The sequence below is a fragment of the Alphaproteobacteria bacterium genome, from assembly GCA_033344895.1.
In the GTDB taxonomy this organism is placed as follows: domain Bacteria; phylum Pseudomonadota; class Alphaproteobacteria; order UBA8366; family Aestuariispiraceae; genus Pacificispira.
On sequence record JAWPMN010000001.1, the window covers coordinates 3,966,097 to 3,985,670 of the forward strand.

At 61.4% G+C, this 19,574-nt stretch carries 17 protein-coding genes; 10 read left to right on the forward strand and 7 right to left on the reverse strand.

The annotated features are described in order from the left end of the window. Positions 1-191 precede the first annotated feature (191 nt). Positions 192-2,057, forward strand: a complete 1,866-nt coding sequence (locus tag R8L07_18885; GenBank protein MDW3207606.1) for a SurA N-terminal domain-containing protein — start codon at positions 192-194, stop codon at positions 2,055-2,057. A gap of 2 nt (positions 2,058-2,059) precedes the next feature. Continuing rightward, positions 2,060-3,568, forward strand: a complete 1,509-nt coding sequence (gene trpE / locus R8L07_18890) for an anthranilate synthase component I (protein MDW3207607.1) — start codon at positions 2,060-2,062, stop codon at positions 3,566-3,568. A gap of 23 nt (positions 3,569-3,591) precedes the next feature. Here trpE and R8L07_18895 read toward each other — a convergent pair whose 3' ends face one another. Continuing rightward, complete coding sequence (locus R8L07_18895) at positions 3,592-4,785, reverse strand: divergent polysaccharide deacetylase family protein (GenBank protein MDW3207608.1); 1,194 nt, start codon at positions 4,783-4,785, stop codon at positions 3,592-3,594. A 189-nt stretch (positions 4,786-4,974) separates the two neighbouring features. On the opposite strand from R8L07_18895, the gene R8L07_18900 reads away from it, so the two are divergent. From R8L07_18900 to lexA, 6 genes are all read left to right on the forward strand, one after another. Further along, positions 4,975-5,550 (forward strand): aminodeoxychorismate/anthranilate synthase component II, encoded by a 576-nt coding sequence (locus R8L07_18900; protein ID MDW3207609.1) that lies wholly within the window; start codon positions 4,975-4,977, stop codon positions 5,548-5,550. Between the two features lie 26 nt (positions 5,551-5,576). Next, on the forward strand, positions 5,577-6,623 hold the full coding sequence (gene trpD / locus R8L07_18905) for an anthranilate phosphoribosyltransferase (protein ID MDW3207610.1): 1,047 nt from the start codon (positions 5,577-5,579) through the stop codon (positions 6,621-6,623). Continuing rightward, a complete protein-coding gene (gene trpC / locus R8L07_18910; protein ID MDW3207611.1) occupies positions 6,620-7,423 on the forward strand; it encodes an indole-3-glycerol phosphate synthase TrpC in 804 nt (267 codons plus the stop codon). The genes trpD and trpC overlap by 4 nt, the downstream gene beginning before the upstream one ends. Before the next feature lie 3 nt (positions 7,424-7,426). Further along, positions 7,427-7,909, forward strand: coding sequence for a cyclic pyranopterin monophosphate synthase MoaC (gene moaC / locus R8L07_18915; GenBank protein MDW3207612.1), 483 nt, complete (start codon positions 7,427-7,429; stop codon positions 7,907-7,909). After that, the gene (locus R8L07_18920) at positions 7,906-9,114 is read left to right on the forward strand and encodes a molybdopterin molybdotransferase MoeA (protein ID MDW3207613.1); all 1,209 of its coding nucleotides are present in this window, start codon (positions 7,906-7,908) and stop codon (positions 9,112-9,114) included. The genes moaC and R8L07_18920 overlap by 4 nt, the downstream gene beginning before the upstream one ends. Positions 9,115-9,268: 154 nt before the next feature. After that, a complete protein-coding gene (gene lexA / locus R8L07_18925) occupies positions 9,269-9,964 on the forward strand; it encodes a transcriptional repressor LexA (GenBank protein ID MDW3207614.1) in 696 nt (231 codons plus the stop codon). 10 nt (positions 9,965-9,974) lie between these two features. Here lexA and R8L07_18930 read toward each other — a convergent pair whose 3' ends face one another. Continuing rightward, complete coding sequence (locus R8L07_18930) at positions 9,975-12,131, reverse strand: ComEC/Rec2 family competence protein (protein MDW3207615.1); 2,157 nt, start codon at positions 12,129-12,131, stop codon at positions 9,975-9,977. Between the two features lie 150 nt (positions 12,132-12,281). On the opposite strand from R8L07_18930, the gene gltX reads away from it, so the two are divergent. Both gltX and R8L07_18940 read left to right on the forward strand, forming a co-directional pair. Then, positions 12,282-13,694: a glutamate--tRNA ligase gene (gene gltX, locus R8L07_18935; GenBank protein MDW3207616.1), complete on the forward strand. Its 1,413-nt coding sequence runs from the start codon at positions 12,282-12,284 to the stop codon at positions 13,692-13,694. 161 nt (positions 13,695-13,855) lie between these two features. Then, complete coding sequence (locus R8L07_18940) at positions 13,856-15,157, forward strand: citrate synthase (protein MDW3207617.1); 1,302 nt, start codon at positions 13,856-13,858, stop codon at positions 15,155-15,157. Between the two features lie 37 nt (positions 15,158-15,194). Here R8L07_18940 and lpxB read toward each other — a convergent pair whose 3' ends face one another. Genes lpxB through lpxD form a run of 5 tightly spaced genes read right to left on the reverse strand, consistent with a single transcriptional unit; the run spans position 15,195 to position 19,565 of the window. Then, positions 15,195-16,382, reverse strand: coding sequence for a lipid-A-disaccharide synthase (gene lpxB / locus R8L07_18945; GenBank protein ID MDW3207618.1), 1,188 nt, complete (start codon positions 16,380-16,382; stop codon positions 15,195-15,197). Beyond that, entirely contained in the window at positions 16,379-17,215 is an 837-nt protein-coding gene (lpxI, locus tag R8L07_18950) for a UDP-2,3-diacylglucosamine diphosphatase LpxI (protein MDW3207619.1), read from the reverse strand. The genes lpxB and lpxI overlap by 4 nt, the downstream gene beginning before the upstream one ends. 34 nt (positions 17,216-17,249) lie before the next feature. Further along, positions 17,250-18,053: an acyl-ACP--UDP-N-acetylglucosamine O-acyltransferase gene (gene lpxA / locus R8L07_18955; GenBank protein MDW3207620.1), complete on the reverse strand. Its 804-nt coding sequence runs from the start codon at positions 18,051-18,053 to the stop codon at positions 17,250-17,252. Then, positions 18,054-18,521, reverse strand: coding sequence for a 3-hydroxyacyl-ACP dehydratase FabZ (gene fabZ / locus R8L07_18960; GenBank protein MDW3207621.1), 468 nt, complete (start codon positions 18,519-18,521; stop codon positions 18,054-18,056). A gap of 12 nt (positions 18,522-18,533) precedes the next feature. Continuing rightward, positions 18,534-19,565 carry a UDP-3-O-(3-hydroxymyristoyl)glucosamine N-acyltransferase gene (gene lpxD / locus R8L07_18965; GenBank protein MDW3207622.1) on the reverse strand — a complete coding sequence of 344 codons (1,032 nt, stop codon included), beginning with the start codon at positions 19,563-19,565 and terminating at the stop codon, positions 18,534-18,536. Positions 19,566-19,574 lie beyond the last annotated feature (9 nt).

A 19,574-nucleotide genomic window follows, 5' to 3' on the forward strand; every position in this document is an offset into this window, starting at 1 on the left:
CGACGGGGCATTTACCACGCGCGGGCTCATTCGCCAATCTGGTGGAAACCGGCGGGAACTCAGGCAGAAACCCGCCGGATTATCGATTGCGGCCCCGGGGCGGCGCTTCTATGATCCGCGCGCTTTCCGGCCCACGGGCCGGTCCAAGTCATTCGTGTCACGAAACCGTCGGGTCGATCATGCTACAGCGTATGCGTTCTTCCACTGGCTCCTGGATTGCCAAGGGCATTCTCGGGCTTCTGGTGCTCAGCTTTCTGGGATGGGGTGTCGCCGATTACACCACGTCCGGCAGCACGGGTACGGTCGTAGCAAAGGTCGGCGATCGGGAGATCGGCTACCAGGAGTTTCAGCTGGCCTATCAGAACTTCATTCGAAGCCAGCGTTTGAATGCCGTCGACCCTGATGTCGCGCGGCAGCTCCGCATCGCCGAATCCGTGGTTCAGAATTTGACCTCGACTGCGCTGTATGAAGCCGAGGCGAGCAGCAAGAACCTGACGGCCAGCGACGGCATGGTGCGGCAGGCCATCGAAGGGCGTCCGGAGTTTCGCTCCGGCGGCAGCTTCAGTCGCGCCGCCTTTGAGAACGCACTGGCCCGACTTGGCCTCAATGAAGCGGCCTATGTCGACACGGCACGCCGTGAACTGGGGCGCGGCCAGCTCATTGGCGCGGTCACCTCCGGCAGCGATGCCCCGCCCTCCCTGGTCGACATGCTGTTCGAACATTTCGGCGAGCGGCGCTCCGCGGAATACATGATCATGCCGATCGATTCCGTCGCCGCGCAGGGCAGTCCGAACGAAACGGATCTGCAGGCGCTCTATGAGGAGCGGAAGGAGGATTTCCGCCGTCCTGAACTGCGCAGCCTGAGCTATGTCCTGATTTCGCCCGAAATGCTGGCCAGCGCCATGGAAATCCCCGAAGAGGAAGTCGCGGCCGCTTTCGAACAGCGTCGGGACAGCTACGGGCAACCCGAACGCCGCAGCCTCTCCCAGATTCTGTTTTCCGCAGAAGAGGATGCACGTGCGGCGGCCAAATCCCTGGCGGACGTCCCGGCGGACGAGATTGCCGCAAAGGCGGAAGAGCTTGGTCTCGAAGTGATTGAACTTGGCACCTTCACCAAGGAATCGGTTCCGAATGAAGGGCTCTCCGAGGCCGCCTTCTCGCTCGAACAGACGGGCGCAACTGAAGCGTTCGAAGGCGCCTTCGGCTGGTCGATCGCGGTCGTGACCGATATCGAGGAAGGCATTGAACCGAACCTTGACGACGTGCGTGAAAGCCTGGCCGCGGACCTGGCGCTCGATCGCGCCTATGATGAGGTGTTCGAACGCGGCAGCCAGTTGGAAGACGCGTTCGGACAGGGCATGTCCCTGGAAGATGCGGCGCAGTCCGTTGGCCTTGAGGTGCAGACAGTGGAGGCCGTCGACGAAAGCGGCCATGGACCGTCCGGTGAAGTTCTGGACGGGCTGCCGGCGGGGTTGAAGTTCCTGCGCACGGCCTTCGATCTGGATACGGGCGAGGTCAGCTTCCTCGAGACGACGGAATCCAACGCCATGTTCATGGTGCGTGTCGACACGATTACGCCGTCGGCCATTCCCGCCTATTCGGAGGTCGAGGAAGAGGTTCGCACCGTCTGGCAGGAAGAGGCCCAGTACGATGCCGCGGAAGCGCGCGCCGAAACCCTGGCCGAGCGTCTGAGCGAAGGCAGCGAAATCGCCGTACTGGCTCAGATCATGGGGGTCGAATCCGCAACCATTGAAGAGCTTGCCCGCGACGGAATGAGCGCCAGCGGCAATCGCCTGCCGCAATCCCTGGCGCGAGAGCTTTTTGCCCTGAATGTCGGTGAAGCGACCTATGCGGCGGATGGCGAGAACTTCATTGTGGCTCGGCTGACCGGTATCAGCCCGGCGGAAGAGACATCGGATGAAACCTTCCGTCAGTCGCTGGCCAATGCTGTTACCACCGGCATGGCCCAGGACCTGGTCGAACAGCTCGGCGTAGCACTGCGCGAACGCTATTCGATCGAAACCAATCCGGAAGTCTACGAACAGGTTTACCGCTGATCATGGATTGCCTGCCCGATTTCGAAACCTTTCAGAGGCGATATGAGGCAGGCGAGCCGCAGGTCGTCTATACGCGGCTGGTCGCGGATCTCGAGACGCCGGTCTCGGCCTTCATGAAACTGGCGGACGGCCGACCGGACGCATTTCTGTTCGAATCGGTCGAAGGCGGTGCCATTCGGGGTCGGTATTCCTTCATCGGTCTGAAGCCGGATGTGATCTGGCGCTGTTTCGGTGATCGCGCGGAGGTCAACCGCCGTGCGTTGATCGATCCGACGGCCTTCGAATCCCATTCCCTGCCGACGCTTTCGTCGCTGCGAGCCCTGCACAAGGCCAGCGAAATCGACATGCCCGAGGACCTGCCCCCCATGGCGGCCGGTCTTGTCGGCTATATGGGCTACGATTGCGTTCGCCTGGTCGAAAACGTACCGGACGAAAACAACGATGTACTGGAAGTGCCGGACGGGATCTTCATCCGCCCGACGCTGGTCGCTGTCTTCGATACGATCGAAGATGTCGTGACCGTCGTCACGCCGGTGCGCCCGGATGGCGAAACCAGTGCTGTGGCTGCTTATGAGAAGGCCCTGGAGCGGCTGGCGGACCTGCGCGACGGACTTGCCCGCCCCCTGCCCTACAGCGCGGATTTCCGGTCCGCTCAGGACGAGGGCATGGAGCCGACATCGAACATGTCACCGCAGGCCTACAAGGACATGGTGGCGAAGGCGAAAGACTACATTCTCGCCGGGGACATCTTCCAGGTCGTCCTGTCTCAACGCTTCGAACTGCCCTACGACCTGCCCCCGTTCTCGCTCTATCGCGCCCTGCGCCGAACGAACCCGTCGCCTTTCCTGTTCTACATGGCTTTCCGGCGATTCTCGATCGTCGGATCCAGCCCCGAAATTCTGGTTCGGCTGCGCGATGGCAAGGTCACGATTCGACCGATCGCCGGAACCCGTCCGCGCGGTGCCAACCGGGACGAGGATATTGCCCTGGAGCAGGATCTGCTGGCGGATCCCAAGGAATGCGCCGAGCACCTGATGCTTCTGGACCTCGGACGAAATGACGTCGGGCGTGTGGCACAGATCGGGTCGGTCAAGGTCACGGACCAGTTTATCGTCGAACGCTACAGTCACGTCATGCACATCGTTTCCAATGTCGAGGGACGCATCAAGGACGGTGAGGATGCGTTGACCGCCTTGATGGCCGGGTTCCCGGCCGGAACGGTCTCCGGCGCGCCGAAGGTACGCGCGATGGAAATCATCGAGGAACTGGAACCCGACCGACGCGGCGTCTATGCCGGCTGCATTGGCTATTTCGGGGCCGATGGGTCCATGGACACCTGTATCGCGTTGCGCACGGCGGTCGTGAAGGACGGCAAGATGATCGTCCAGGCCGGCGCCGGCATCGTTGCCGACAGCGACCCTCAGTCCGAGCACATGGAATGCGTCAACAAGGCGAAGGCGCTTGTCCGGGCGGCACAGGAGGCCGTTCGTTTCGCATCCGCGCGAAACTGACTGAAACGCACTCCGGGGGAGGCCTATTGGCCTTCGATCAGCCGCTGCCGGATGATCGCTGATAGCGGAACCAGATCAAATCCCCGGCGTTCCGCTGTCTTCAGCCAGTCCGATACAACCTCCAGGGTTACATCGTGAGGGTGACCGATCGCGATGGCGTGGCCCTGCTGCCGGGCAGTTGCCTCGACCTTGCGCAATTGTGCGCGGATCGACTTCGGGTCGATATCATGATCCAGGAAGACGTCCCTGACGGCGTAGGGCACCCCCATTTCGGCCGCCAGCTGAAATCCCGCCGTATCCCGGGTTGTCACGGAATCCATAAAGACCAGACCGCGCCGTTTCAGCTCCGCCATCACCAGGCGCATGCCCTCCCGGTCAGCGGTGAATCGGCTGCCCATATGGTTGTTGATCCCGATATAGCCATCGAACTGACTGAGATCCCAGTCGAGACGTCGCAGGATTTCGGCCGCGCCCAGTTCCTTCTGCAAGGCGTTCGGACCGGGATCGACGCTCAGGTCGACCGGTGCCATCGGAACGTGGACCATGAGTTCATGGCCGTTTGCGCGGGCCGCTCGGGCCATATCGCGAAGATTGTAGCCATACGGCAGCAGGGCGAGCGTCAAAGGTGCCGGCAGGGCGATGGTTCGACGGCTGCGAACCTGATCGATGCCGAGATCGTCGAACACGATGGCAATCTTCGGCCTCTCCCCTGTTGGATCGCTGGGCGCGGCGAAGGCCAGCCAACGGTCCGATTGCGTCAGAGCTCGGGAAGCAGGTTTCTCCGCAATCCCGGCATTCGAAGGCTGTGGGGCGGTCTCAATTGGCGACGTGGGAGCCGGCTCGCTCGCCGCCCGGTTTGGCGGTGCGGGGGGCGCGCTGTTGGGGTCGGGGCGCTGTGCCTCCGGCTGCGCCCGCAGACTTTCCTCATAGACGCGCTTGGCGGATTCCGATTCATGCGCGGTTACCGGCAACGGGCTGCCTTCCGGTACGGAAGTACCGTCCATCTGCCCCCGGGGCAACGGCACGGAGGCGGTTGTTGCCGCTTCACGCTCCGGCGCGATCCAGAGACCGATCGTCGTGCCCAATCCGATGCCCACGATCAGGATAGCCGCGGCAATAACCGGGAAAGCGTAGCGCGCCTGAAGATACCACGGCGTTGCGGACGCGCGGTGACTGATGCGGGCATCGCTTTTTCGACGAGCGGGCCTTTTGGCCATCATAACTTCCCATTATTCCTGCGGTGTGCCCATCACCATCGGGGCCATTGTTCCAATAGGGGATTCCGCCCTGCGTTCCAATCGCTCCGGGGTGGCGTCCATGCTTTTCGCGACACCCGCCCCTTGCTATAACGCCGCACACGCGATTTTTCCGGGGTGTGCCCGGCCCCCTTTCGACGGTGTCCGCCGATGTATCTGCTGATCGATAACTATGACAGCTTCACTTACAATCTCGTTCATTATCTGGGCGAACTTGGGGCGGAGTGCGAGGTCCATCGCAATGACCGGATCACCGCCGAGGAATGCCTCGCAAGGAAGCCCCGCGGGATCGTTCTGTCGCCGGGGCCCTGCGATCCGCCGAGGGCCGGCATCTGTGTCGATCTGATCAAGGCCGCTGCCGCCGCATCGGTTCCGCTGTTGGGGGTTTGTCTGGGGCATCAGTCGATCGGATATGCATACGGCGCTACCGTCGAGCGAGGGCCGGCACCGATGCACGGCAAGGTTTCCGCCATCACGCATCAGGGGGTAGGCCTGTTTGACGGCCTGCCCAGCCCTCTCAAGACAACCCGCTATCACAGTCTGGTCGTGGCCGCGCACAATCTGCCGGACTGTTTCAATGTGACCGCGCAGACGGATGACGGCATCATTATGGGGATGGAGCACCGGGACCTGCCGCTCTTCGGCGTCCAGTTCCACCCTGAAAGCATCGCGTCAGAACACGGTCACGATCTGCTGGAGAACTTCCTCCGCCGTACCCGAAATTGAGAGCCATTGAGATAGGGGCCAGAAGCATGGCAGCCGACATGCAGGATATGAAGCAGTTGATCGCGAAGGTCGTCGGAGGCGGCGTCTTGTCGACGCAGGAAGCCGAGACCGCCTTCGATATCATCATGTCGGGCGATGCCACGCCTTCCCAGATGGGCGGATTTCTCACCGCGCTTAGGATGCGGGGCGAGGCTGTTTCGGAAATTACCGGCGCCGCCCGGACAATGCGCGCCAAGGCAAAACGCATTTCCGCGCCCGCCGATGCGATGGATATCGTCGGCACCGGTGGCGACAAGCTTGGCACCTACAATGTCTCAACCGCCACAGCCCTGGTGGTGGCGGCTTCAGGTGTGCCGGTCGCGAAACACGGAAATCGCGCGGCCTCGTCGAAATCGGGAACGGCCGACGCCCTGTCGCAACTGGGCGTGGACCTGGATTGCCCGTTCGCCAATATCGAAAAATCCATCATCGAGGCTGGTCTCGGGTTCATGATCGCCCCCCGGCACCACGGCGCCATGCGCAACGTCATGCCGACCCGGATGGAGCTGAGCATCCCGACGATCTTCAACATTCTGGGACCGCTGTCCAACCCCGCCATGGTGAAGCGTTATCTGATCGGTTGCTTCCGATCGGAGTTCATCGAGAAAATGGCAGAGACGCTTGGTGATCTGGGGGCGGAACGGGCCTGGGTGGTGCATGGTCATAGCGGCATGGATGAGATCAGCACGACCGGTCCGACGCAGGTGGCCTCCCTGGAAGACGGTAAGGTCACCACATTCGAAATCTCGCCCGCCGACGCCGGTTTGCCCGAAGCGGCGCTTGAAGACCTGCTGGGGGGGACGCCGGAACAGAACGCCGCCGCGATTACGGAATTGCTGAACGGCGCGCAGTCGCCCTATCGCGACATTGTTCTGTTCAACGCCGCCGCAGCCTTGTTGATTGCGGGCAAGGCGGAGACGCTTGCAATGGGGGTTTCGCTTGCTGCGGACAGCATCGATTCCGGCCGTGCCAAGAAGGTGCTGGCTGATCTGGTTCGCGTCACCAACGATTACCCCAAGGAGGCCGAGGCATGAGTGACGTACTGGCGAAGATCTGTGCCGACAAGCGTGAACATATCGCCGCCTGCAAGGACGCCGTGCCGGAAGTGGTAATCCGGCAACATGCCGACTCCGCGCCGGCGCCACGGGGATTCGCCGCGGCCCTGACCCGAAAGGCGGAGGCTGGTGAGTTTGCCCTGATTGCCGAAATCAAGAAGGCTTCCCCGTCGAAGGGTTTGATTCGGCCCGATTTTGCACCGGTCGCCCTTGCCCGCGCGTATCGCAAGGGCGGCGCGGCCTGCCTGTCCGTTCTGACGGACGAGCCCTATTTCCAGGGCAAGGATCAATACCTTACCGCCGCCCGTACCGCCGTCGATCTACCCGTGCTGCGCAAGGATTTCATGCTGGATCCGTATCAGGTCTATGAAGCACGTGCCCTGGGCGCCGACTGCATCCTGCTGATCATGGCCGCCCTGGAAGACAGCATGGCTGCTACGCTTGAAAGCCTCGCCATGGACCTGGGCATGGATGTCCTGGTCGAAGTGCATGATGCCGAGGAAATGGAGCGCGCCTTGTCCCTCAAATCTCCACTGTTGGGCGTAAACAATCGCAATCTCAAGACTTTGGATGTGGATCTGAAGACTACGGAAGAGCTTTCGGCCATGGTGCCGGACGACAAGGTGCTGATTGCTGAAAGCGGTCTCTATTCATCGGCGGACCTGGAGCGTATGGCCCGTGTGGGCGCCATGCGGTTTCTGGTCGGGGAATCCTTGATGCGCCAGGACGATGTCGAGGCGGCCACCCGGACGCTGCTGACACGGGCGGAGGCAGCCTGAACGATGAGCGGTTCGCTGACGCATTTTGACGCTCAGGGCAATGCGGTGATGGTCGACGTGTCCGAAAAGGACGCCACCGAACGAACAGCCACGGCACGCGGCATGATCCGGATGAGCGTGGAAACGGTCGCCGTCATCCGGGACGGCAAGGTGAAGAAGGGTGACCCGCTGACCGTGGCCCAACTGGCCGGGATCATGGGGGCCAAGAAGACGCCGGACCTGATACCGCTTTGTCATCCCTTGTCACTCAGTTCCGTAAAGGTCTTCCTGACCTTGAACGAAGCTGAAAATGCGGTCGAGATCGAGGCCACGGTTAAGCTGAAGGGGCAGACAGGCGTCGAGATGGAGGCGCTGACCGCCGTGTCTGTGGCCGCCCTCACCGTCTATGACATGGTCAAGGCCGTCGACAAGTCCATGCGCATCACCGACATCCATCTGGTCCACAAGGCCGGTGGGAAGTCCGGCGAATACCGGTCGACACCATGATTTCCGTCGCGGAAGCGCGGTCGCGAATACTGGCGAGCCTGCAGCCGGTCGGAACGGAAACCGTCTCCCTGGCCGAGGGCCTGGACCGGGTGCTTGCACTGCCTCTGGCAGCGTATCGCTCACAGCCGCCAAAGGACATGTCGGCCATGGACGGCTATGCCGTGCGTGCCGAAGATGTGGCGACGACACCTGTTGAACTTGAGGTCATTGCCGAGGTTGCCGCGGGCGCATCCTATGAGCAGGTGGTCCCGAGGGGCCGTTGCGTCCGGATCTTCACCGGTGCCCCCCTGCCCGCCGGAACCGACACGATCATAATCCAGGAAAACACCGAAGCAGATGAATCAGGCGGCACGGTTCGGATCCTGGAAAGCGCGGCGAAAGGAACCTACGTCCGACCGGCCGGGCTTGACTTCAAGACGGATGATGTCGTGTTCGATTCCGGACATCGGATGAATTCACGCTCCATCGGTCTGGCCGCGGCAATGAACCGCCCCTGGTTGACCGTTTATCGACGACCGCGGGTGGCGATCCTGGCGACCGGGGACGAAATCGTGCTGCCCGGCGAACCGCTGGGTGAAAACCAGATCGTCAGTTCCAACGGCCCTGCCCTCGCGGCGGCGGTGGTCAAGGCAGGCGGCGTTCCGACCCTTTTGCCGGTCGCGAAGGATGATCCTGAAGCTCTGCGGGCGGTCGCCAAGGGGGCAGCGGGGCATGACTTGGTTCTGACGACCGGCGGCGCCTCGGTCGGCAAGCACGACCTGATCGGCTCGGCCCTTACGGAATCCGGTCTCGAACTGGATTTCTGGAAGATCGCGATGCGGCCGGGCAAGCCGCTGATGTTCGGCCACCTGTCGGGCGTTCCCATGTTGGGGCTTCCAGGTAATCCGGTTTCCGCACTCGTTTGTTTTCTGCTGTTCGGCGTCCCGGCCCTGTCGAAGCTTCTTGGAATGGGGGACACGGCGCCCCGGCTCGATGCGGCAATACTCGACGCGCCCCTGCCGGAGAATGACAGACGCGAGGATTATCTGCGGGCGGACCTCCTGCGCGATTCGGCCGGAAATCTGCATGCACGACCTTATTCGCGTCAGGACAGCTCGATGATGCGCCGGCTGGCGACGGCCGGCTGTCTGATCCGACGACTGCCCCATACAGCCCCGGCTCAAATTGGGGATACTGTTGAAATTATTGACTTATCTTCGTTCTAGAATGTTCTCCAGCATTTCTTGTCGGGCATTTGTCCGCAACATGTTCTAATTTTGCCCCTTGACACGCAAAGTGAACAAAATTAGTCCATTAAATGTTCAACGGCTGCGGCGGGGACTTCTCCCGGCTGCCGATTGACTGCAAGGAGCGGATGGAATGCTGACCCGAAAACAGTACGAACTTCTGATGTTCATTCACGACCGCCTGCAGAATTCCGGCGTGTCCCCTTCCTTCGAGGAAATGAAGGAGGCTCTGGATCTGAAGTCGAAATCCGGCATTCATCGATTGATTACGGGTCTGGAGGAGCGCGGCTTCCTTCGTCGCCTGCCGAATCGCGCCCGCGCGCTCGAAGTGGTTCGCCTTCCGGAGAACACGGAACCCGAGCAACTGCCCATCCGGAACCGCCGTGTGGAAATGCTGCGCCAGAAAGAGGTCGGCAGCCGACGGTCGATGATGCGGGGCGGCGGCAACACGGTTCAGCTTTCGCTCTATGGCCGGATCGCGGCGGGGACGCCAATCGAAGCGCTGCGCGATCATTCCATGCTGGTCGATGTGCCGGCGACCCTGTTGGGGCGCGGCGACCACTATGCCCTTGAGGTTGAGGGGGATTCCATGGTCGATGCCGGCATTCTCGACGGCGATACCGTGGTTATCGAGCGGTCGGAGCATGCCAGCAACGGCGATATCGTTGTGGCCCTGGTGGAAGGGCATGAAGTCACCCTCAAGCGCCTGCGCCGCAAGGGGGACAGTGTCGCTCTGGAACCGGCGAATGCGAATTACGAGACGCGGATCTATCGCCCCGACCAGGTCAATATTCAGGGCCGTCTCGTCGGTCTGCTTCGAAAGTACTGATCCTCGTCGTTCAATGCGTCCAGGGCCGTTCGCCGCGCCGGGATTCGACTGATATCGCCACCAGACCTGTCGAACGACCGAAGATGGCATGGGCGCCGTTCCGGCGGAGCATGGCCGGATCGATGGCCAGGGTGTCGCGGCAACGGCTTGGATGCGGAACGACCGGCAGGCGGACAAGGTCTGACAGGGCACAGTCTTCCAGCAGGGTTCTGGGATCACGGGAAAAGGCCGCCGATACGGTATTGCCGGACTTCAGGGTCAGCGCCGTTGCACAGCCGAGTGGATCGCACCGGATCGGTGCGTCCTTCCGGTCGGCGAGGTCGCTCCAGTCGCCCGCAATCGGAAAGGCGGTTTTCTCGCTCCACACATTTTGTGCGAAGCGTTCCTTTCGGGTTGCTTCAACCCAGAGCGCATCGTTCCAGACAATCGCGGATTGTTCGCCTTCCTCATGAAGTATGAGGATCGGAGTTGGCATCCAGAATGGCGACAGGATGCCGATGACAATGAGAGGCAGGCCAAGATAGCGCCACCGGCGCAGCCAGATCGCGCACCACATTCCGCCGCCCACGACGAGGGCCAACCCCCAATCCGGCATCGCGGGAACTTGTCCCACGGCGCCAGGCAGGTCCGCCACCCATCGTGCGATCCACAGCACACCGTCTATCCCCCACCCTGCGCCCATCGCCGGCAGGGCTTCCAATCCGAATGGCATCGCCACAAGGCTCAGAAGTCCCAGCGGCATGACGAGAAAGGTCACGATCGGAACGGCGATCAGATTGGCCAGAACCGAGTAATGGGCGACCTGTCCGAAATGATAAATTGCGAAGGGCGCGGTCGCCGCTCCGGCGATGACCGTCGTCAGGCATACCGCTCCAAGGTAAGTCAGTATCTTGCCATGGGGCCCCTGCAGACTGGGATACATCGCATGCCGACGAAACTGTTCGTAGACCGCGACCAGGGCGATTACTGCTGCGAATGACAACTGAAAGCTGGCGCCGACGATGCTTTCCGGTGACAGAACCAGGACCGTTGCCGCTGCAACGGCAACCAGTCGCATGGAAATTGCCAGTCTGTCGGTCAGCACCGCAATCAGCACCAGGCCGGTCATCAGAAAGGCCCGTTGCGTGGGGATCGTGGCCCCGGACAGGATGAGGTATCCGAAACTGGCCAGCAGAGCCACGGCGGCCGCCCATTTCTTGATCGGATGGTCGCGGGCCCAACCCTCCCGCAAGGCCAGAAGGAAGCGGATCGTCACGAAGACAATCGCCGCGACCATGCCGATATGAAGTCCGGAAATTGCCAGAAGATGGGCAAGACCGGACCGTCGTAGATCCTCCAGCACCGGCTCCGGAACGCCGGACCTGTCTCCGGTCAGGAGCGCTGCGAGAACATGCCCCGAGATATCCGGCTCGGCCGACCGCAGCCGGGATGCGATCTTGTTCCGGAACCGCTCGGTCCCTCCTGCAAGCCGTTCCCAATGCGTCAGAGGCCGGACGGCGGGCACGTCCTGCCAGTGCGAATAGGCGAAGCCGACCCCGCCCAGTCGATCGAACCAGGCATTGCGGGCAAAATCAAAGGCGCCCGGATAGCTGGGCCTTGGCGGCGGTGACAGTCTCGCCGTGACCTTTACCCACTGACCCGCATGGGGACGCGGGCTATCCCGGCGCAGTTTGATGCGCACTGCCTCAGGCAGTGCGACGTGCCCGTAATTACCTTCAAGGGACAGGTCCTCCAGTCGAATTCGCGATCCGTCGGGAAAGGGCTCGACGGCTGTAATCCTCCCCGTAAGGCCCGACAGAACCGTCGCATGCGACAGGACGAGAGCTTCCGCCCGCAGGGTTGCGATGCCAACCAGGATAAGTCCGAAGGCCGCCGCCATGACCAGGGCTGAAACGGCTGCCCAGGCGTCGGCACGTCGAAGGCAGGCGACCGTGAACCCGGCAACCGCCGCCGCAAGGAGCCCAATGCCCAGGACAAGCGGGGGCTCGAACGGCAGTGAAAAATAGAAGGCGATCCCGGATCCCATGAGAACCGGCAGCCATAGTGCCCAGCGGTCGCGCTCAGCAATCAGGCAGGCGCGGGCACGCGAGACGATGGAAGCAGGCGAAAGTGCTGCGATCGCCGCACCACTCGTTGACCAAACCGGCTGTTGGTGTCCCCGATTCATCCCGGATCCTCTCGAAGGTACGACCATAGATCGTATGGGCGGATCGGGCGACATCCGTTTTACGGCTTTGCTGGTTCCCCGCCGCCTGTGGTAAACGACCGGAAATCCCGCCGGCCGAGTTCCCCGGTCGACAGCCATTCAGGAGTGATCATGACCGTCGTAACCCGATTTGCCCCCTCCCCGACCGGCTATCTGCACATTGGCGGGGCCAGAACGGCGTTGTTCAATTATCTCTACGCCCGGCATTGCGGCGGCACCTACAAGCTGCGCATCGAGGACACCGACAAGAAGCGGTCGACGACCGATGCCATCGAGGCGATTTTCGACGGTCTGTCCTGGCTGGGCCTGCAAGGGGATGGTGAACCGGTCTATCAGTCCGCGCGGGCGGATCGACATGTGGAAGTCGCCCGGGATCTTCTGGAAAAGGGCCATGCTTATCGCTGCTATTGCTCTCAGGAAGAACTGGCGGCAATGCGCGAACGCATGAAGGATGAGGGGCGCAAGACGCCTTACGACGGTACCTGGCGCGATCGCGACCCGTCGGAGGCGCCGGCCGGCGTCGATCCGGTCATTCGCATCAGGATGCCCAGAGATGGCGGCAGCACGACAATCAGGGATCTCGTGCAAGGCGACGTGACCATCGAGAACGACCAACTCGACGATTTCATTCTGCTTCGCGCCGACGGGTCGCCCACATACATGCTGTCCGTGGTGGTCGACGACCATGACATGGGCGTCAGCCATGTCATCCGGGGCGATGATCATCTGGTCAACGCCTTCCGGCAATATCACCTTTTCAAGGCAGCTGGGTGGGATGTGCCGGCATTCGCGCATATTCCGCTGATCCACGGGCCGGACGGCGCCAAACTGTCCAAGCGGCACGGTGCGCTCGGCGTGGAGCAGTATCGGGACATGGGATACCTGCCGGAGACATTGAAGAACTACCTGCTACGCCTCGGCTGGTCTCATGGTGACGACGAAATCATTTCCGAGGAACAGGCCATCGAATGGTTCGATCTGGATGCGGTGGGGCGCTCCCCCTCGCGCATGGACTTCCAGCGAATGGAAAACCTGAACGGCCACTATCTGCGCGCCGCTGATCCGGACCAGCTGGCATCGCGTGTCGCGGAAGAACTCGGCGTTTCGGGAAACCCGGCTCTGGTTTCCCGTCTTTCCGCAGGCATGGCTGGATTGACGAAACGGTGCGACACCATCCCGCAACTCGTCGAGGCAGCGCGGTTCTATGTCGAACCGCCGACATTCCCGCTGGAAGATGCCAAATCCGCCAAACTTGTCGCGGGGGCCGGCCCGGCCCTGGCCAAGGAACTGGCGGATACGGTGCTGAGCGATCTCGACCCTTGGACCGAGGAAGCGCTCCACGATGCCCTGAAAGGATTTGTGGAGGCGAAAGGCGTCGGTTTTGGTAAGGTGGCGCAGCCGGTTCGCGGCGCTTTGACAGGCACCTTCGCCTCCCCGGATCTGACGGAGGTCATGCGGGTTCTGGGTAAGGAGGAATGCCTCGCGCGGATCGCGGCTCTGCCGGAGACTCCGGACGCGGTATAAGGGCAACGCAGGGCGCGTCATTCCGACTTATTGTGCGCTGCGTCATATCCGGTTAATGTGCCGCACCGATTGCGGGGAGAGTACCTGTCCAATGCGGGCGGGCGTTATTTTAGCCCGGATTTCATTGGGTTCGGTCTTAAAAATTAACAGGAGGCGCCGGTATGAGCGACACGAAAAAGCATACAATGACCCTTACTGACAATGCGACCGGGGATAGCTGGGAACTGCCGGTCATGGCTGGCTCCGTTGGCCCGAAAGTGATCGATATCCGGAAGCTGTATGGTCAGACCGGCTACTTCACCTACGATCCCGGCTTCACGTCGACGGCGTCCTGCGACAGCGCCATCACCTATATCGACGGCGACAAGGGCATCCTGCTTCACCGCGGCTACTCGATCGAGGATCTGGCCGAAAACTGCGACTTCATGGAAGTCTGCTATCTGCTGCTGCGCGGCGAACTGCCGAACGAGACCGAACGCAAGGATTTCGAAAAGACCATCACCTATCACACGATGGTCCATGAGCAGCTTCTCAACTTCTATCGCGGTTTCCGCCGCGACGCGCATCCGATGGCAATCATGGTCGGGGTCGTCGGGGCTCTCAGTGCCTTCTATCACGACTCCACGGACATCAACGATCCGGAACAGCGGATGATCGCGTCGCACCGACTGGTCGCGAAAATGCCGACGCTGGCGGCGATGGCCTACAAGTATTCCATCGGCCAGCCCTTCATGTATCCGCGCAACGATCTCAGCTACGCAGCAAACTTCATGCAGATGACCTTCGGCGTACCGGCAGAGGATTATGTCATCTCCCCGGCCGTCGAACGCGCCATGGACCGGATCTTTATCCTGCACGCTGATCATGAGCAGAACGCGTCGACCTCCACCGTTCGGATCGCCGGATCTTCGGGCGCCAATCCGTTCGCCTGCATTTCGGCGGGGATTTCCTCGTTGTGGGGCCCGGCGCATGGCGGTGCCAACGAAGCCGTCCTGAACATGCTGCATCAGATCGGCCACAAGAAGAACATCCCGGAATTCCTGGAGCGCGCCAAGGACAAGAACGATCCGTTCCGCCTGATGGGCTTCGGCCACCGTGTCTACAAGAACTACGACCCGCGCGCCGGTGTCCTCAAGAAGAGCTGCGACGAGGTTCTGAAGGAACTCGGCGTCGAAGACCCGCTTCTGGAACTCGCCCAGGAGCTGGAACAGATCGCGCTGAAGGACGATTACTTTGTCGAGCGTAAGCTGTTCCCGAACGTCGATTTCTATTCGGGCATCATCCTGAAGGCGATCGGCTTCCCGACATCGATGTTTACCGTGCTGTTCGCTCTGGCGCGGACCGTCGGCTGGGTCGCCCAGTGGAATGAAATGATTGCGGATCCGTATCAGAAGATCGGTCGTCCCCGGCAGTTGTTCCTTGGGCACGACAAGCGTGAATTCCCGGCCATGAACAAGCGCTGATAGCGTATCGAACTTTTGGGTTTTGCGCGGCTCGGGATCAGCTTCCCGGGCCGCGTTTTCCTTTGTGGACGATTTCCATCACCGCGTCAGCCGCGGCGACGCTCGGAAGGTCCGTGCCCTCCGGGCGTAAGGTCTCCAGAACCGGCGCCAGGGCGTCCACCTGGGCCCGTCCTGCCGCCCCTTCCAGACCGAGCAGCAACTCAGCGATTTCATCAGGATTGCACCGTTCCTGGATCGCCTCCGGCACGATTTCCCGATCCGCCGCGATGTTGAGCAGATGGGCAAAGCGCGTGCGAACCAGGCGTCGAAGGATCTGGAATGTCAGTGCATTAAGCCGGTACGCAACCACGGCAGGCACACGTGCCATGGCCAGTTCGAGGGCAACGGTTCCTGAGGCGGCTAGCGCCAGGTCGGACGCGGCCATTGCATGGTATTTGTCCTGCGAATCGACAAGATGGACCGGAACCGGCCAATCCTTGGTCCGCTCCTCGAGATGGTGTCGAAGATGACCGACCACCGGCATGAGAACCTGGATATCCAGGTCGCTGCGTTGCTGCTGATAGCGCGCCATGGCCGCTTGAAAGACCGGTAGCAGGCGCTGCGCTTCGCCGGCCCGGGAGCCTGGGAGCACGCAGAGCAACCGCGTGTCGGCCGCCAGCCCGAGTTTCTGCCGGAAGGTTGCGCCCTGCCCCTTGTCCGCCCCACTCTCCAGGATGGAATGCCCAACGAAACGTGCATCCAGCCCCACTGCCGTGAAGTATTCGGGTTCAAACGGCAGAAGACACAGAAGGGAATCGAACAGGGCCTTGAACTTGTGGACGCGGCCGGGGCGCCAGGCCCATACCGTAGGCGCCACGTAATGAACCTTCGGACAGGTCAAATCTCCACAGGATGCCGCCAGGCGCTTGTTGAAGCCCGGGGCGTCTATTGTGACGATCACGTCCGGGGAAAAGGCCGTTGCCGCTCTCGCCGTTTCCGCGATCCGCCGCTTGAGCCTCGGAATGTGGGGCAGGATTTCGACCAAACCCATCAACGCCAATTCCGACATGGGAAACAGGCTGGTGAGGCCCTGTCGCGCCATTTCAGGACCGCCGACCCCCTGAAGTTCAAGGCCGGCCGGGCAGCGTTCAGTCAGGGCGGCGATCAAGCGCCCACCCAGAACATCGCCGGAGCTTTCCCCGGCGGAGAGGAAAACCCTGAGCGGACGATCAATGCCGGGGTTCATTTCGGGCTGTCCCGCGTCACCGCGACCAGAAACAGGCCGGCGGCATTTGCGCGCCTGATCGTTTCGTCGCGCGATACGATCAGGCTCCGTTCAGCCTCGATGGCAATCCCCGACAGGCCGGCTTCCTGGGCCTGGTCGATTGTATCTGGTCCTATCGTCGGCAGGTCCGCCCGGCCGGTTTGCTCCGGCTTGCTCATCTTGACCAGAACCGGACCGTCACAGTCTCGGCGCAAGGGGCCACATCGGGCCAACAGGGCAGCGGTCCCTTCGATCGCTTCTATTCCAAGGACAAGTCCGTTTTGAATGACGGTGGCCTGTCCCACGTCCTGCGGCGCCAAGGCGTCGAGCACATCGATGCCCCGTCGGATGTCGGCATCGGCGTGATCCGGCAAGGCGACATCCCCGATCTGTCCGGCCCGTGGCTTATGGCTGTTCAGGAATTCGTCGACCGCATGAACCCGAAAGCCCTCATGCTCCTCCAGATACCTGATGACGGATCGAAGCAGCCCGTCGTCCCCCAGTCTGAAGAGACCCTTTCCCAGTATTTTGGCCGCCGTGGCATCCAGACTGAGTTCCTTGAAGGACGGTCGACGCACCCCGCCAGCAAAAACGATATCCTGGACCTTCTGTTCGCGAACGAGGGATATAGCTTCCGCGGCCGCGCCCAGTCGGATCATGAATGTCGGGAATCGATCTTCGAACAGCGTTGAATCGCCCTGATCGCGCAGGACGAAAACATGAACCTTGATGCCGTTTTCGGCGGCCGCCTCGGCTATCTCGAGGGGTAGTTTGCCGCTTCCAGCGATAACACCCAGTCTTTCGATCGACGACATTGCGGTGGTTCCGCTTCGAAGGGGGCGCTGTTCGCTATTCGCCCGATCCCAAAGAGCGCGGCTGGGTCAGGCCCCGGCTGGATTGCGCGCGAACGAATTCGAGAATCTGGTGTACGGCCTCTTCCTCGCCGAAGACTTCGCTGACGTCGTCGACGCGTTCCTTGATCGTCCCCTCATCCGCAAAGAGCATCCGATAGGCGGAGCGCATGCGGTGAATCGTTTCCTTGTCGAAGCCCCGCCGCTTCAGTCCGACAATGTTCAAACCGCAGAGACTGGCCCGGTCGCCCATGACGGATCCGTAAGGAATTACGTCATGCTCAACGCCGGACATGCCGCCGATCATGGCGTGCGGGCCGATCCGGACAAACTGATGGACGGCGGAGAGCCCGCCGACGATGGCGAAGTCGCCCAATGTGACATGACCGGCCAGGGTGGCATTGTTGGCCAGGATGACATGGTTGCCCACCATGCAATCATGCGCCACATGGGATCCGACCATGAACAGACAATCGTTGCCTACCCTGGTCAGCGCGCCGCCGCCTTCCGTGCCGGGATTCATGGTCACATATTCACGAATTTTCGTGCGTGCGCCGATCTCCAGGCGGGTCTTTTCGCCACGATACTTTAGGTCCTGAGGCGCAAGGCCAAGGCTCGCGAAGGGAAATATTTCAGTACCTTCGCCGATTGACGTATCGCCATCAATGACGACATGGGACCGGAGTACGACATTCTCGCCCAGTTCGACGTCGGGGCCGACCGTGCAGAATGGACCGATCGATACAGAATCCGCCAGCGTTGCGCGTGGATCGACGACTGATGTGGGATGAATTTCCGCCATTCAGGGCCTGTCGCGAATCATGGCGGCGAAGGTCGCTTCGGCACAGAGCTTTCCGTCGACAAAGGCCTCGCCCCGGAATTTCCATACCTGGCCGCGGTTCTGCTTCTTGGTAACATGCACTTCCATATAGTCGCCGGGCTCGACAGGTCGGCGGAATTTCGCCTCTTCGACCGACATGAAGTACACCAACTTGCCCTCGGATTCGGGGCCGAGGCTGGTCACCACCATGACACCGGCGGTCTGTGCCATGCTTTCAATAATCAGCACGCCCGGCATGACTGGCTTACCGGGGAAATGGCCCTGGAAATGCGGCTCCCCCATCGAAACGCACTTGATTCCGACAGCGCTTTCGAAAGGGATGACTTCGCGAACCTTGTCGATCATCAGGAACGGAAACCGGTGAGGAATCCGGTCCATGACCCGCATGATATCGATATTCTTGGTATAGTCTTCTTGCGTTTCGCTCATGGCTCGCTCGTCTTAGTCTTTATCAACCTTACCGGTCGCGGCGGCTTTGCTGAGGACTGCGTGCTGTCGCAGCCATTGCCGAACCGGTACGGCCGGTAGACCGCCGACCCTGTTCCCCGGTTCGACGTCGCGAATTACGCCCGCCTTGGCGGCAATCTGCGCGCCGGAATGCATTGTCAGATGCCCCGCGATTCCTGACTGTGCGCCGCATGCAACGAAATCCTGTAGCACGGTGCTTCCCGCGATCCCGACTTGTGCCGCGACGACACAGCCACGTCCCAAACGGACGTTGTGCCCGATCTGTACGAGATTATCAATCTTGCACCCGTCGCCGATAACCGTATCGGGGCCCATGCCCCGGTCGACGGTCGAGTTGGCTCCGATTTCAACGTAACTGCCAATCTTGACCGTTCCCAATTGGGGGATGTCCAGATGGCCCTGTGGACTCATGGCGAAACCAAATCCACGGGTTCCGATCCGGACGCCCGGATGAATTCTGTTGTGGTCACCCAGATCGGCATAGCCGACATAGGCGTTTGCGCCAATCCAGGTTCCCTTCCCTATGACAACGCCACGATCAATGACCGCATTGGGCCCCAACCACACACCGTCGCCAAGTACCACATTGTCGCCGACTACCGCGCCAGCGTCGATGCGCAGGTCCCGACCTAGAGTCGCGCTGTCCGAAATGGCCGCCGTTTCGTGAATCGCCGGTTCCGGGGACGGCTCCGGATAGAAGAGTTGGGAGACTTGGGCGAAGGCATAATACGGATCGCGATGAACCAGTCCGACACAGCCATCCGGAAGTCGGCTGGCGTATTGTGGCTGAATAAGGACTGCGCCGGCGGCGGTGCCGGCCAGGTCGTCCAGATACCGCTTGTTGGCGAGAAAACCGACCGTTTCGGGCCCTGCGGAGTTCAACGTCCCGACGTCTGTCACACGTTTTTCAAGCGCCCTCGAATCCGATACCTCGCAACCGGTAATTTCTGCGATTTCGCGAAGCGTGTAAGGACCGCCGTGAGTGAAAAAACGTGGATCTGCCACAGAATGTCG

Excerpts from the sequence above, each read along its gene's own strand:
- lpxA (MDW3207620.1), bottom strand. The coding sequence starts at position 18,053 with ATGGCGGAAATTCATCCCACATCAGTCGTCGATCCACGCGCAACGCTG.
- trpE (MDW3207607.1), top strand. The coding sequence starts at position 2,060 with ATGGATTGCCTGCCCGATTTCGAAACCTTTCAGAGGCGATATGAGGCA.
- trpD (MDW3207610.1), top strand. The coding sequence starts at position 5,577 with ATGGCAGCCGACATGCAGGATATGAAGCAGTTGATCGCGAAGGTCGTC.
- R8L07_18940 (MDW3207617.1), top strand. The coding sequence starts at position 13,856 with ATGAGCGACACGAAAAAGCATACAATGACCCTTACTGACAATGCGACC.
- R8L07_18895 (MDW3207608.1), bottom strand. The coding sequence starts at position 4,785 with ATGGCCAAAAGGCCCGCTCGTCGAAAAAGCGATGCCCGCATCAGTCAC.
- R8L07_18900 (MDW3207609.1), top strand. The coding sequence starts at position 4,975 with ATGTATCTGCTGATCGATAACTATGACAGCTTCACTTACAATCTCGTT.
- R8L07_18885 (MDW3207606.1), top strand. The coding sequence starts at position 192 with ATGCGTTCTTCCACTGGCTCCTGGATTGCCAAGGGCATTCTCGGGCTT.
- R8L07_18930 (MDW3207615.1), bottom strand. The coding sequence starts at position 12,131 with ATGAATCGGGGACACCAACAGCCGGTTTGGTCAACGAGTGGTGCGGCG.
- trpC (MDW3207611.1), top strand. The coding sequence starts at position 6,620 with ATGAGTGACGTACTGGCGAAGATCTGTGCCGACAAGCGTGAACATATC.
- gltX (MDW3207616.1), top strand. The coding sequence starts at position 12,282 with ATGACCGTCGTAACCCGATTTGCCCCCTCCCCGACCGGCTATCTGCAC.
- lpxB (MDW3207618.1), bottom strand. The coding sequence starts at position 16,382 with ATGAACCCCGGCATTGATCGTCCGCTCAGGGTTTTCCTCTCCGCCGGG.
- R8L07_18920 (MDW3207613.1), top strand. The coding sequence starts at position 7,906 with ATGATTTCCGTCGCGGAAGCGCGGTCGCGAATACTGGCGAGCCTGCAG.
- lpxI (MDW3207619.1), bottom strand. The coding sequence starts at position 17,215 with ATGTCGTCGATCGAAAGACTGGGTGTTATCGCTGGAAGCGGCAAACTA.
- fabZ (MDW3207621.1), bottom strand. The coding sequence starts at position 18,521 with ATGAGCGAAACGCAAGAAGACTATACCAAGAATATCGATATCATGCGG.
- moaC (MDW3207612.1), top strand. The coding sequence starts at position 7,427 with ATGAGCGGTTCGCTGACGCATTTTGACGCTCAGGGCAATGCGGTGATG.
- lexA (MDW3207614.1), top strand. The coding sequence starts at position 9,269 with ATGCTGACCCGAAAACAGTACGAACTTCTGATGTTCATTCACGACCGC.